Source organism: Erwinia phyllosphaerae (assembly GCF_019132875.1).
Lineage (GTDB): Bacteria > Pseudomonadota > Gammaproteobacteria > Enterobacterales > Enterobacteriaceae > Erwinia > Erwinia phyllosphaerae.
On sequence record NZ_JAHSPF010000003.1, the window covers coordinates 384,902 to 397,754 of the forward strand.

The 12,853-nt window shown below is 55.0% G+C and carries 11 protein-coding genes; 8 read left to right on the forward strand and 3 right to left on the reverse strand.

Going from position 1 to position 12,853, the window contains the following annotated elements; translation table 11 throughout:
- The first annotated feature begins 152 nt into the window (after positions 1-152).
- A complete protein-coding gene (gene ydiJ, locus KUE00_RS07785; protein ID WP_246759150.1) occupies positions 153-3,206 on the forward strand; it encodes a D-2-hydroxyglutarate dehydrogenase YdiJ in 3,054 nt (1,017 codons plus the stop codon).
- A gap of 69 nt (positions 3,207-3,275) precedes the next feature.
- On the opposite strand, the gene KUE00_RS07790 is transcribed toward ydiJ, so the two are convergent.
- Positions 3,276-3,680 (reverse strand): hypothetical protein, encoded by a 405-nt coding sequence (locus KUE00_RS07790; RefSeq protein WP_246759151.1) that lies wholly within the window; start codon positions 3,678-3,680, stop codon positions 3,276-3,278.
- A gap of 391 nt (positions 3,681-4,071) precedes the next feature.
- Here KUE00_RS07790 and sufA point away from each other — a divergent pair, with 391 nt between their 5' ends.
- The 7 genes from sufA (at position 4,072) to KUE00_RS07825 (ending at position 10,693) form a co-directional block, all read left to right on the forward strand.
- A complete protein-coding gene (gene sufA, locus KUE00_RS07795) occupies positions 4,072-4,446 on the forward strand; it encodes a Fe-S cluster assembly scaffold SufA (RefSeq protein WP_246759152.1) in 375 nt (124 codons plus the stop codon).
- Between the two features lie 5 nt (positions 4,447-4,451).
- On the forward strand, positions 4,452-5,945 hold the full coding sequence (gene sufB / locus KUE00_RS07800) for a Fe-S cluster assembly protein SufB (RefSeq protein ID WP_246759153.1): 1,494 nt from the start codon (positions 4,452-4,454) through the stop codon (positions 5,943-5,945).
- 55 nt (positions 5,946-6,000) lie between these two features.
- Positions 6,001-6,747 (forward strand): Fe-S cluster assembly ATPase SufC, encoded by a 747-nt coding sequence (gene sufC / locus KUE00_RS07805; RefSeq protein WP_246759154.1) that lies wholly within the window; start codon positions 6,001-6,003, stop codon positions 6,745-6,747.
- Positions 6,722-8,005: a Fe-S cluster assembly protein SufD gene (sufD, locus tag KUE00_RS07810; RefSeq protein WP_246759156.1), complete on the forward strand. Its 1,284-nt coding sequence runs from the start codon at positions 6,722-6,724 to the stop codon at positions 8,003-8,005. The genes sufC and sufD overlap by 26 nt, the downstream gene beginning before the upstream one ends.
- Positions 8,002-9,225 carry a cysteine desulfurase SufS gene (gene sufS, locus KUE00_RS07815; RefSeq protein ID WP_246759157.1) on the forward strand — a complete coding sequence of 408 codons (1,224 nt, stop codon included), beginning with the start codon at positions 8,002-8,004 and terminating at the stop codon, positions 9,223-9,225. The genes sufD and sufS overlap by 4 nt, the downstream gene beginning before the upstream one ends.
- A gap of 22 nt (positions 9,226-9,247) precedes the next feature.
- Positions 9,248-9,670, forward strand: a complete 423-nt coding sequence (gene sufE, locus KUE00_RS07820; protein WP_246759158.1) for a cysteine desulfuration protein SufE — start codon at positions 9,248-9,250, stop codon at positions 9,668-9,670.
- A gap of 69 nt (positions 9,671-9,739) precedes the next feature.
- Positions 9,740-10,693 carry a L,D-transpeptidase family protein gene (locus tag KUE00_RS07825; protein ID WP_246759160.1) on the forward strand — a complete coding sequence of 318 codons (954 nt, stop codon included), beginning with the start codon at positions 9,740-9,742 and terminating at the stop codon, positions 10,691-10,693.
- Between the two features lie 133 nt (positions 10,694-10,826).
- Here the strand turns inward: KUE00_RS07825 and KUE00_RS07830 are convergent, their stop codons facing one another.
- Together KUE00_RS07830 and pykF are read right to left on the reverse strand one after the other, a co-directional pair.
- A complete protein-coding gene (locus KUE00_RS07830) occupies positions 10,827-11,063 on the reverse strand; it encodes a major outer membrane lipoprotein (RefSeq protein ID WP_016169824.1) in 237 nt (78 codons plus the stop codon).
- 305 nt (positions 11,064-11,368) lie between these two features.
- On the reverse strand, positions 11,369-12,781 hold the full coding sequence (gene pykF, locus KUE00_RS07835; RefSeq protein ID WP_246759161.1) for a pyruvate kinase PykF: 1,413 nt from the start codon (positions 12,779-12,781) through the stop codon (positions 11,369-11,371).
- Positions 12,782-12,853 lie beyond the last annotated feature (72 nt).

Below are 12,853 nucleotides of genomic sequence, written 5' to 3' on the forward strand. Positions count from 1 at the left end.
CATTTTCAACCTGACGTATTAAACGCATTTTTAATGGAAACGGCACGTTATTCTTTTCACCTGCCTAAAATCGCGACAGGTGACAAAAAAATGTGATAAAACCATGACAAAGAGCAAAGGATACCCTTCAAACACAACCTGGTTACAAGATAATGATCCCACAGATTTCTCAGGCGCCGGGCCTCGTTCAACTGGTGCTGAAGTTTTTGCAGACGTTAGAGCAACAGGGTTTTACCGGCGATACCGCCACCAGCTACGCCGACCGCCTTACCATGTCCACCGACAACAGCATCTATCAGCTGTTACCTGATGCGGTTATCTTTCCACGTTCTACGGCAGACGTGGCGCTGGTCGCCAGGCTGGCAGGCGAAGAGCGCTATCAAAGCCTGATATTTACGCCTCGCGGTGGCGGCACCGGCACCAACGGCCAGTCGCTGAATCAGGGTATCGTGGTGGATATGTCCCGCTACATGAACCGCATTCTTGAGATCAATGTTGAACAGGGATGGGTAAAAGTCGAGGCCGGCGTGATAAAAGACCAGCTTAACGCCGCGCTGAAACCCCTTGGCTATTTTTTCTCTCCCGAGCTTTCAACCAGTAACCGCGCCACGCTTGGCGGCATGATCAATACGGATGCCTCCGGGCAAGGTTCGCTGGTCTATGGGAAAACTTCCGATCACGTTCTGGGATTGCGCGCCGTGCTGATCGGCGGCGATATGCTGGATACGCGCGCCGTTCCGGTTGCCCTGGCTGAGACGCTGGCTAAAGAACAGACGCGGGAAGGGGAAATTTACCGCACGGTGCTGGAACGCTGCCGCGATCGTCGCCAGCTGATTATCGACAAGTTTCCTAAGCTCAATCGTTTTCTTACCGGTTACGATTTGCGCCACGTTATTAGCGACGACCTGGAGCAGGTTGATCTCACCCGGCTGCTGTGTGGCGCAGAAGGCACGCTGGCCTTTATCACCGAAGCGCGGTTAAACATTACGCCCATCCCTAAAGTGCGCCGCCTGGTCAACATCAAATATGACTCGTTCGATTCCGCTCTGCGCAGCGCGCCTTTTATGGTGGAAGCGCAGGCGCTATCGGTGGAAACCGTCGATTCAAAAGTGCTGAACCTGGCGCGGGAAGATATCGTCTGGCACTCAGTCAGCGAATTAATCACCGACGTGCCGGATCGTGACATGCTCGGCCTGAATATCGTGGAGTTTGCCGGAGATGACCGGGCGCTGATTGATGGGCAGGTCGCCTCGCTTTGCCAGCGGCTGGAAACGCTGATGGCGGAGCAGCAGGCAGGCGTAATTGGCTATCAGCTGTGTGACGATATTAGCGGCATTGAACGCATCTACGCGATGCGCAAAAAAGCCGTAGGGCTGCTGGGAAATGCCAAAGGGCGCGCCAAGCCGATTCCTTTTGTTGAGGATACCTGCGTACCGCCGCAGCATCTGGCGGACTATATCGTTGAATTTCGTCAGCTGCTGGATAGCCATAACCTGAGCTACGGCATGTTTGGCCATGTAGATGCTGGCGTTCTGCATGTGCGGCCAGCGCTGGATATGTGCGATCCGCAGCAGGAAATGTTGATGAAGCAAATTTCCGACGAGGTGGTGGCCTTGACGGCGCGCTACGGCGGATTGCTGTGGGGAGAACACGGGAAAGGCTTCCGTGCGGAGTACAGTCCGGCCTTTTTTGGTGAAGAGCTGTTCAACGATTTGCGCCGCATCAAAGCCGCTTTCGACCCCGCTAACCGGCTGAATCCTGGCAAAATCTGCGCGCCTTTTGGCGTCGACGAACCGATGATGAAAGTCGACGCGGTCAAGCGCGGGACTTTCGACCGGCAGATCCCGATAAGCGTGCGCAGCGACTGGCGCGGCGCAATGGAGTGTAACGGTAACGGTCTCTGCTTTAATTTTGACGCACGTAGCCCGATGTGCCCCTCAATGAAAATTACCGGCAACCGCATTCACTCGCCCAAAGGCCGCGCCACGCTAACGCGTGAATGGCTGCGGCTACTGGCGGAGCAGGGCGTCGATCCGCTGGCGCTGGAAAGAAGCCTGCCGACGCAGAAAGTCAGCCTGCGCGGCATGATTGAGCGAACCCGCAACAGCTGGCACGCCAGGCGTGGCGAGTATGACTTCTCGCATGAGGTAAAAGAGGCGATGTCGGGTTGTCTGGCCTGCAAGGCGTGCTCCACGCAGTGCCCGATTAAAATTGATGTGCCCGGCTTCCGCTCTCGCTTTTTGCAGCTCTACCATACGCGCTATTTGCGTCCCGCCAGCGATCACCTGGTTGCCAGCGTGGAAAGCTATGCGCCGCTGATGGCGAAAGCGCCAAAATTTTTCAATTTTTTCCTGCGGCAGCCGCTGGTACGAGAGCTGAGTAAAAATCACATCGGCATGGTCGACCTGCCGCTGCTTTCTTCTCCCAGCCTGAAAAACCAGCTGGCCGGGCAGCGGGCCACTACCACCACGCTGGAGCAGCTGGAAGCCATGGGCGCAGAGCAGCGCGCAAGTCATGTGCTGATCGTCCAGGATCCGTTCACCAGCTATTACGAGGCTTCGCTGGTAAGCGATTTTGTTGCGCTGGTGGAGAAGCTGGGCTTCCAGCCGGTAGTGTTGCCTTTCTCGCCAAACGGCAAGGCGCAGCACATCAAAGGCTTTTTGCAGCGTTTCGCCAGAACGGCGCAAAAGACGGCGGATTTCTTAAATCGCGTGGCCAAACTACAGCTGCCGATGGTCGGCGTCGATCCGGCACTGGTGCTTTGTTATCGCGATGAATACAAAGAAATTCTTGGCGATAATCGCGGCGATTTCCATGTACAGCTGGTGCATGAATGGCTGCAAAAGGCGTTGCCGGAAAGGCAGGCGGTGCCCCAAAGCGGCGAGGCCTGGTATCTGTTCGGACACTGTACGGAAGTGACCGCGCTGCCCGCTTCCAGCCAGCAGTGGGCCGCTATCTTCGCTCGCTTCGGCGCCAGGCTGGAAAACATCAGCGTAGGCTGCTGCGGGATGGCGGGCACCTATGGCCACGAGGCAAAAAATCTGGCTAACTCGCTGGGTATCTACGAGCTTTCCTGGCATACCGCGCTGCAAAAGCTGCCGCGCCAGCGCTGTCTGGCGACCGGCTACTCATGCCGCAGTCAGGTGAAGAGGGTAGAGGGCAACGGCATGCGTCATCCGCTACAGGCGCTGCTGGAACTGATCTAAACGACGCAGCAGAAATCACAGCGCCACCAGGGTATACTGGTGGCGTTTTGCTTTGCAGCGCGTCAGCCTTCACATAATCCATGAAGCCTGGCGCATAAATTCGCTTTGCAGCAGGGTTGCCTTTTCCCACTCGCCGCTCAGCGCCAGCTGATGGCACAGACGGCTAAGCGTATGGCGTGCCAGCTGCCAGGCTTGCATACGGAACAGGCGTTCGCGCTGATTATTTCCCAATTCCTGCAGCAGACGCTGATGCAGCCTGCCCAGGGCATGCAGATAGCTCTGGTCGTCGCCGTTTAGCTGGCAAAGCTCTGCCATATCCAGGCAGGTATCGTTGTATTTGCGCAACTGCTCAAGCGAGCAGTCGGGCCGGTTGAGTTTAGCCTGCGCCATATAATAATCGATGGTGATATCGCGGACGGAAAACTGGTATTCGTCAATTTTATGCTGCAGCCAGGCGCTTATCGACAGCTTCATGATGGGTCCTGTTCGCGCTAATGATAATCATTATCATATTATAACTGGCGCATTATTCAACATCAGCGAAAAAAAATTTATCGATTTATGCGGCCTCTTAAATAAATTGGTAATAACAATACGCGTTAAGGATGAAAGCGTTAAAATAAGCATTATTCCTGATTAACGTAGCGCGGCTGATATTTACTGGCTGCTTTTCAATGTGTTACCATTTCGTTAAATCACGGCGCGACGCACATCGCAAACCTCTTCACAGGGTCTAAACTGAATAAAGAGGCCTGAAAAAACCCGGTTGGCCTTAATCCCTGCAAAACAAGAGGTTGAAGAGACAATCATTATCACTAACATAGGGGTATCAGCCCGCAGGGCTACCGACTCGCGAGGTAATGTTATGCCATCAGCAACAACCGCTTCTTTTTCTCCCGACGACTTCGTCTGGAAAGGACTGACGCTAACCGACAGTGCCGCACAGCAGATCATTGCGCTGGCAGCCAGTGACCCGCACGTGAAGGGGTTACGGCTGGGCGTGAAAACGTCCGGCTGCGCCGGATTCGGCTACACCATGGATTTGATTAAAGAGCCTGCGTCAGATGATTTAGTGTTTACCCATAACGGCGCAAATCTTTACGTGCCGCTGCAGGCTATGCCTTTTATCGACGGAACCGAAGTGGATTTCGTACGTGAAGGCCTGAACCAGATTTTTAAATTTAATAATCCTAAAGCTCAACACGCCTGTGGCTGTGGTGAGAGCTTTGGCGTTGAGTAAATTTTATGTCCCGAAATACTGATACATCAGACGACGTGCAGGTCTGGGAAGGAAGCCGCCAGAAGTACAAGGAAGGATTCTTCACTCAGCTGCAAACCGAAGAGTTCGCCCACGGCATCAATGAAGATGTGGTGCGCGCGATCTCGGCTAAACGCAATGAGCCGGAGTGGATGCTTGATTTTCGCCTCAAGGCCTTTGCGGCCTGGCTGGAAATGGAAGAGCCACACTGGCTGAAAGCTAACTATAAGTCACTGAACTATCAGGATTACAGTTACTACTCGGCGCCATCCTGCGGCAGCTGCGACGACAGCTGCGCTTCCGAGCCTGGCGCACAGCAGACCTCCGGCGCAGAAGCACCAAACTATCTGACGGAAGAAGTGGAAAACGCCTTCAAACAGCTGGGCGTGCCGGTTCGCGAGGGTCAGGAAGTGGCGGTCGATGCGATTTTCGACTCGGTATCGGTTTCCACGACCTATCGCGGCAAGCTGGCAGAGCAGGGCATCATTTTCTGCTCGTTTGGCGAAGCGATCCACGAACATCCGGAGCTGGTAAAACAGTATCTGGGCAGCGTCGTGCCTGCGAATGACAACTTCTTTGCCGCGCTGAATTCGGCTGTCGCCTCGGACGGGACCTTTGTTTATATCCCTAAAGGCGTGCGTTGCCCGATGGAGCTGTCGACCTATTTCCGTATCAACGCGGCAAAAACCGGCCAGTTCGAGCGCACCATTCTGATTGCCGATGAAGGCAGCTACGTCAGCTACATCGAAGGTTGTTCCGCGCCAGTGCGCGACAGCTATCAGCTGCACGCGGCCGTGGTGGAAGTCATCATCCACAAAGACGCGGAAGTAAAATATTCTACGGTACAGAACTGGTTCTCCGGCGGCGAGTCGGAAGGCGGCATCCTGAACTTCGTGACCAAGCGCGCGCTGTGTGAAGGCGAAAACAGCAAGATGTCATGGACGCAGTCTGAAACCGGTTCGGCGATTACCTGGAAATATCCAAGCGTGATCCTGCGCGGCGACAACTCCGTGGGCGAGTTTTTCTCCGTGGCGCTGACCAGCGGTCATCAGCAGGCCGATACCGGCACCAAGATGATCCACATTGGTAAAAACACCAAATCCACCATTATCTCCAAGGGGATTTCGGCGGGTAAAAGCCAGAACACCTATCGCGGCCTGGTGAAGATTATGCCAACGGCGACCAACGCCCGTAACTTTACCCAGTGCGACTCCATGCTGATCGGCGCCGAGTGCGGCGCGCATACCTTCCCGTACGTGGAAGCGCGCAACAATACCGCGCAGCTGGAGCACGAAGCCACGACCTCAAGAATTGGCGAAGATCAGCTGTTCTACTGCCTGCAGCGCGGTATCAGCGAGGATGACGCTATCTCAATGATCGTTAACGGCTTTTGTAAGGACGTCTTCTCCGAGCTGCCGCTGGAGTTTGCGGTGGAAGCGCAAAAACTGCTGGCGATAAGCTTAGAACACAGCGTGGGCTGATCCCCGCTGCTTACTCATTTTGCGCAATGCAGACAGGTATTGCCCAGGAAACATTATGTTAAGCATCAAAGATTTACAGGTAAGTATCGAAGATAAAGAGATCCTGCGCGGGTTGAATCTGGAAGTGAAGCCAGGCGAAGTGCATGCGATTATGGGCCCGAACGGTTCCGGTAAAAGTACGCTTTCCGCCACGCTGGCTGGCCGTGAAGAGTATGAAATCACCGGCGGCTCCGTTGCCTTTAAGGGTAAAGATCTGCTGGAGCTTTCTCCGGAAGATCGTGCGGGCGAAGGCATCTTTATGGCCTTCCAGTATCCGGTAGAAATCCCTGGCGTCAGCAACCAGTTTTTCCTGCAAACCGCCGTCAACGCGGTGCGTAAATACCGTGACCAGGAGTCGCTGGACCGCTTCGACTTCCAGGACTTTATCGAAGACAAAATTCACCTGCTGAAAATGCCGGAAGATTTGCTGACTCGTTCCGTAAACGTCGGCTTCTCCGGCGGTGAGAAAAAGCGTAACGACATTCTGCAGATGGCGGCGCTGGAACCTGAACTTTGCATTCTGGATGAAACCGACTCCGGACTGGATATCGATGCGCTGAAAATCGTCTCTAACGGCGTTAACACGCTGCGCGACGGCAAACGCGCCTTTATTATCGTTACCCACTACCAGCGCATCCTGGACTACATCAAGCCCGATTTCGTGCACGTGCTGTATCAGGGCAAGATCGTCAAGTCAGGCGACTTCTCGCTGGTGAAACAACTGGAGGAGCAAGGCTATGGCTGGCTTACCGAACAGGAGTAGTGAAAACGCCCTGCAGCAGTGGCATCACCTGTTCGAGACCCAGGGCGAGCAGCGTTCCCTGCAGGCTCAGCAACACTGGCAGCAGGTGCTGCGCTTAGGCCTGCCGACGCGCAAGCATGAGAACTGGAAATATACGCCGCTGGACAGCCTGCTGGCGCACAACTTCGTGCTGCCGACGTCCGCTACGCTGACGGCCGCAGACGTAGCCGCGCTGGCGCTGAATATCGACGCCATTAAGCTGGTCTTTGTCGACGGGCGCTTCAACGCGCAGCTCAGCGACAGCAGCTGGGATCTGTTTGATATTCAGGTGACAAAGGCCGCCGGACGCCGTGAGCTTAACGCGCCGGTACAGCCAGAGGTGTTCCTGCACCTGACGGAAAGCCTGGCGGAAGAGTTGACCACCATTCATCTGGCGCGCGGCAAGTCCGCCGCTCGCGCCGTCTATCTGCTGCATATCAGCAGCGGTAGCGCGCAGGAAGAGATGAACACCTCGCATTATCGCCACCATCTGCAGCTGGATGACGGCGCAGAAGCGACCATTATTGAGCATTACGTTAGCCTGAACGACAGCGCGCATTTTACCGGCGCTCGCTTTACCGCTACCGTTGGCAACAACGCGCAGCTGACGCACTACAAACTGGGCTTTGAGCACGCCAGCAGCAACCACTTCTCGCATAACGATCTGGTGATTGAGCGTGATGCGCGCGTGGCGAGCCATAGCTTCCTGCTGGGTAGCGGTCTGGCACGCCATAACACCAGCGTGCAGCTGAACGGCGAGGGGAGCGATCTGTCGATTAACAGCCTGATGCTGCCGGTAGAAAAAGAAGTGTGCGACAGCCGTACTTATCTGGAGCACAACAAAGGTTATTGCCAGAGCCGCCAGCTGCATAAAACCATCGTACGCGATAAAGCGCGCGCGGTGTTTAACGGCCATATCAAAGTGGCTAAGCACGCGCTGAAAACCGACGGGCAGATGACCAACAACAACCTGCTGTTAGGCCGTCTGGCAGAGGTGGATACCAAGCCGCAGCTGGAAATTTATGCGGACGACGTGAAGTGCAGCCACGGTGCGACTATCGGTCGTATTGATGACGAACAGATGTTCTATCTGCGCGCTCGCGGCATTAGCGAAGAGTCTGCCCAGCGCATGATTATCTACGCTTTCGCCGCAGAGCTGACCGAGGCCATCACGGATGAAGTACTGAAGGAAGCGGTGATGCAGCGTATCGCCCAGCGCTTTCCCGGAGGCATTAAATGAGTTTTGACCTGACGCGCGTCAGGGCAGCTTTTCCCGTACTGGCGCGAGAAGTGAATGGCCAGCCGCTGGCCTATCTTGACAGCGCCGCCAGCGCACAGAAGCCGCAGGCGGTTATCGATGCCGAAAGCCGTTTCTACGAGCATGGTTATGCGGCGGTGCATCGCGGCATCCATACGCTGAGCGCCGAAGCGACGACGGAAATGGAAAACGTGCGCGCCAGCGCCGCGCGTTTTCTTAACGCCGCCTCGCCGGAAGAGATTGTGTTTGTTAAGGGTACCACCGAGGGAATTAACCTTGTGGCCAGCAGCTGGGGCGGTAGCCAGCTGCAGCCCGGCGACAACATCCTCATCACCGAGATGGAACACCACGCCAATATCGTGCCATGGCAGATGATTGCCGAGCGTACCGGCGCAGAAGTGCGTTTTATTCCGCTGACGGCGAATGGCGAGCTGGATCTGACAACGCTGCCAGCGCTGATGGATGAACGTACGCGCATGCTGGCCGTTACGCACGTTTCCAACGTGCTGGGCACGGTTAACCCGGTTAAAGAGCTGGTAGCGCAGGCAAAAGCCGCAGGCGTCGCGACGCTGATTGACGGCGCGCAGGCGGTAATGCACGAAAAAGTCGACGTGCAGGATCTGGACTGCGACTTTTACCTCTTCTCCGGCCATAAAATTTATGGCCCATCCGGTATCGGTATCCTGTATGGCCGTAAGGCAATGCTGGATCGGATGCCGCCGTGGGAAGGGGGCGGCTCGATGATCGCTACCGTCAGCCTCACTGAGGGCACCACCTATGCCGCAGCGCCGTGGCGCTTCGAAGCGGGTTCGCCTAATACCGGTGGCATCATCGGTCTGGGTGCGGCGCTGGCCTGGGTTGAAGAGCTGGGGCTGGAAGCCATTGCCCAACGCGAGAAGACGCTGATGCGTTACGCGCTGGACAAGCTGGCAGCCGTGCCCGAGCTGGTTATTTATGGCCCTCAGGAGCGTGCAGGCGTTATCGCTTTCAATCTGGGACAGCATCATGCCTATGACGTGGGCAGCTTCCTCGATCGCTACGGCATTGCTATTCGTACTGGTCATCACTGCGCTATGCCGCTGATGCACCACTATGGCGTACCGGCAATGTGTCGTGCTTCTTTTGTCCTGTATAATAGCGAAGAAGAGGTCGATCGCCTTGCGGCAGGCCTGACGCGTATACACATGCTGCTGGGCGGCTAAGCCGCTGGCAAAGGAGAATTGCATGGCGACAATGCCAGATAAAGAGAGACTGGTACGTAACTTTTCCCGCTGCGCCAACTGGGAAGAAAAGTATCTGTATGTGATTGAGCTGGGCGCAAAGCTGCCCGCGCTGCCCGAGTCGCTGCATCAGCCGGAAAACACCATCTCCGGCTGTCAAAGCCAGGTCTGGATCGTGATGAACCTGGATGACAGCGGCCGCGTAGTGCTTCAGGGCGACAGCGATGCCGCTATTGTGAAAGGGCTGATCGCAGTGGTGTTTGTGCTTTATCAGCAAATGACGCCGGCAGAAATCCTGGACTTTGACGTGCGCCCGTGGTTTGCTGAACTGGCGCTGACCCAGCATCTTACGCCGTCGCGCTCGCAGGGACTTGAAGCGATGATCCGCGCTATCCGTCAGAAAGCACAGGCCAGCGTTTCCGGCTAAGCTGTTCCGCTTCTCGACAGGCTTCCCGTCAGCGAGACGGGAAGTATTACCCCCTGATGAGAAACGTCGATGAAAACCCCTCTGTTTGCCTCTTTGCTGTTTTTCCTTTCAATGGCCTCTGCCCGCGCCACCGACTATCCGCTTCCTGCCGCTGACAGCCGCCTGACGGGCGAAAACCAGCTTTATACCGTGCCGCACGATGGACGCCCGCTGGAAAGCATTGCCGCACGCTTTCAGACTGGCCTGTTAAGCATGCTGGAAGCGAATCCCGGCACCGATCCCTGGCTGCCGAAGGCGGGTTCTCAGCTGGTTATACCCACGCAAATGCTGCTGCCGGATACAAAAAGAGAGGGGATAGTGGTGAACGTTGCCGAGATGCGGCTCTACTACTATCCAAAAGGCGAAAACAAAGTAGTGGTTTACCCCATCGGCATCGGCCAGCTGGGCGCGAATACGCCACCGATGGTAACCCGCATCAGCCAGAAAATCCCCAATCCTACCTGGACGCCCACGCCTAATATCCGCAAGCGCTATGCGGCAGAAGGCAAAACCTTACCGATTACCGTACCGGCCGGGCCGGATAATCCTATGGGGCTGTTTGCGCTGCGTCTGGCGTACGGCAAAGGCCACTACCTGATCCACGGCACCAATGCGGATTTCGGCATCGGCATGCGCGTCAGTTCCGGCTGTATACGCCTGCGGCCGGATGATATCGAAAGCCTGTTTAACAGCGTCCCTGAAAACACGCGCGTACAGATCATTAATCAGCCCGTGAAATATGCCGTGGAGCCTGACGGCAAACGCTATATAGAGGTTCATCAGCCGCTTTCGCACCGCGAGCAGGACGATCCGCAAACCATGCCGATTACGCTGCCGGCGCAGGTTAAGCAATTTATCCATAGCGACGAAAACGATAGTGAAATGGTTGAGGCGGCACTAAAAAGGCGTTCCGGCATGCCGGTGCTGGTCAGCAGCGGTAAAAAGCCTTCTGACGCTACCAGGAGCGTTTCTACAGCGTTGTGAAGGGAGATTACTGAAAAGCGCGCGGGAGGCCAGCAGGAAGTGTTGTAGCGCGTTTAAACAGGGTTTCGGAAAGCTGAACAGATACAGGCAAAAAAAATGGCGCACAATGTGCGCCATTTTCAAACCAGAACTCTTACTTACGGTAAGAGTGAGCCTGGTTGTCCAGACGCTGGTTAGCGCGAGCTGCGTCGTCTTTAGCAGCCTGAACGTCAGAACGGATTGCGTTCACGTCGTTGCTCAGCTGGTCAACTTTCGCGTTCAGAGTCTGAACGTCGGTAGACAGCTGGTCGATTTTAGCGTTGCTTGAGCAACCAGCCAGCAGAGTTGAACCCAGAATTACCGCGCCCAGTACCAGTTTAGTACGATTCATTATTTATACCCTCTAGATTGAGTTAATCTCCATGTAGCGTTACAAGTATTACACAAAGTTTTTTCCAATGAGAATAAATTTTTAGTGAGAACGTGCTTAAATTTGATCGTTCGCTCAAAGATGCAGCGTCTTTCTGGAAAACCCCAAAAAATTTAGCGAAAACAGACCATTTCAATCGGGCTTATCGCATCTCCAAAGAAAGTTGCATCGTTAATTTCGATTAGAATTTTCGCAAAAACATGTTAGTAAAGTTGTAAAAAAAGCGCCACTCAGGACGCTTTTTCACTACAAGGCGTAATCTTCGATTACAGAACGTGCACAGAGGCGGTATTGGTGGTTCCGCTCGGTACCAGCGCACCGGAAACCATGACCACTACATCGCCTTTCTGACCGTAGCCGCTGGCGACCGCTGCTTCTTTACCAATACGGTAAAAATCATCGGTAGAAGCGATCTCTTTGACCACGGAAGTGATAATGCCTTTGCTCAGGATCAGCTGACGAGCGGTCTGCTCATTGGTGGTCAGCGCAAGGATGGTGGCGTTAGGGAAATATTTACGCACGGACTTGGCTGACTTACCGCCTTCGGTAGCGACCACAATCAGCGGCGCTTCAAGCTTCTCGGCAGTTTCTACCGCGCCGCGACATACCGCTTCGGTAATGCGCATTTTACGGTTGTCATGCTGCGAGTCGATGCGGCTTTTCATCACGCGGTCGGTACGTTCGCAGATGGTGGCCATAATAGTAACGGATTCCAGCGGGTATTTGCCCTTGGCGCTTTCACCAGAAAGCATAACCGCATCCGTACCGTCCAGAATGGCGTTTGCCACGTCGCCCGCTTCCGCACGGGTAGGGCGTGGGTTTTTGATCATCGAATCCAGCATCTGCGTCGCGGTGATCACGACTTTGCGAGCGCGGTTGCACTTTTTGATCATCATCTTCTGCGCGAAAATCACTTCTTCAACCGGGATTTCCACGCCCAGGTCGCCACGGGCCACCATGATGCCGTCAGAAGCGTCCAGGATCTCATCAAAATTGTTCAGGCCTTCCTGGTTTTCAATTTTCGAGATGATCTGGATGTGGGCGCCGCCGTGCTGCTTCAGGTGCTCGCGAATTTCCAGCACGTCTGAACGCTTACGGATAAAGGAGGCGGCAACAAAGTCTACGCCCTGTTCGCAACCGAAAATGAGGTCGCGCTTGTCTTTTTCAGCCAGCGCTGGCAGCTGAATAGAAACGCCCGGCAGGTTAACGCCTTTGTTCTCACCCAGGTCGCCGTTGTTCAGTACTTTGCAAACTACGGTGGTTTCGGTCACTTCGGTGACTTCCAGGCCAATCAGGCCGTCATCTACCAGCACGGTGTTGCCAATAGCCAGGTCAGAAGCAAAGCCAGAGTAGGTCACGGCAACGCGCTCGCTGTTGCCAACAACTGACTGGTCGGTAGTAAAGGTAAAGGTCTGGCCAGCTTTCAGAGAGACATCCGCGCCGCCTTCCAGCTTCATGGTGCGGATTTCCGGGCCTTTGGTGTCCAGCAGGATAGCGGCCTGCTTGCCGGTGTTGTTAATCACGTTACGAAGATTAGCGATACGCTTACCGTGTTCTTCATAATCGCCGTGGGAAAAGTTCAGACGCATGACGTTCATGCCCGCGTCCAGCAGGTTAGTCAACATTTCTTCCGATTCGGTTTTTGGACCGATGGTACAAACAATCTTGGTCTTTTTCATGACGAGTCATCTGTTAAGTTAATGGATGAAATAAAGCGAGATCCCGGTGTTTGTGTTGCGCGCCGGAAAAGC

Bases quoted from the DNA above. Each gene is read 5' to 3' on its own strand.
- ydiJ (WP_246759150.1), top strand. From the start codon at position 153: ATGATCCCACAGATTTCTCAGGCGCCGGGCCTCGTTCAACTGGTGCTG.
- KUE00_RS07790 (WP_246759151.1), bottom strand. From the start codon at position 3,680: ATGAAGCTGTCGATAAGCGCCTGGCTGCAGCATAAAATTGACGAATAC.
- sufA (WP_246759152.1), top strand. From the start codon at position 4,072: ATGCCATCAGCAACAACCGCTTCTTTTTCTCCCGACGACTTCGTCTGG.
- sufB (WP_246759153.1), top strand. From the start codon at position 4,452: ATGTCCCGAAATACTGATACATCAGACGACGTGCAGGTCTGGGAAGGA.
- sufC (WP_246759154.1), top strand. From the start codon at position 6,001: ATGTTAAGCATCAAAGATTTACAGGTAAGTATCGAAGATAAAGAGATC.
- sufD (WP_246759156.1), top strand. From the start codon at position 6,722: ATGGCTGGCTTACCGAACAGGAGTAGTGAAAACGCCCTGCAGCAGTGG.
- sufS (WP_246759157.1), top strand. From the start codon at position 8,002: ATGAGTTTTGACCTGACGCGCGTCAGGGCAGCTTTTCCCGTACTGGCG.
- sufE (WP_246759158.1), top strand. From the start codon at position 9,248: ATGGCGACAATGCCAGATAAAGAGAGACTGGTACGTAACTTTTCCCGC.
- KUE00_RS07825 (WP_246759160.1), top strand. From the start codon at position 9,740: ATGAAAACCCCTCTGTTTGCCTCTTTGCTGTTTTTCCTTTCAATGGCC.
- KUE00_RS07830 (WP_016169824.1), bottom strand. From the start codon at position 11,063: ATGAATCGTACTAAACTGGTACTGGGCGCGGTAATTCTGGGTTCAACT.
- pykF (WP_246759161.1), bottom strand. From the start codon at position 12,781: ATGAAAAAGACCAAGATTGTTTGTACCATCGGTCCAAAAACCGAATCG.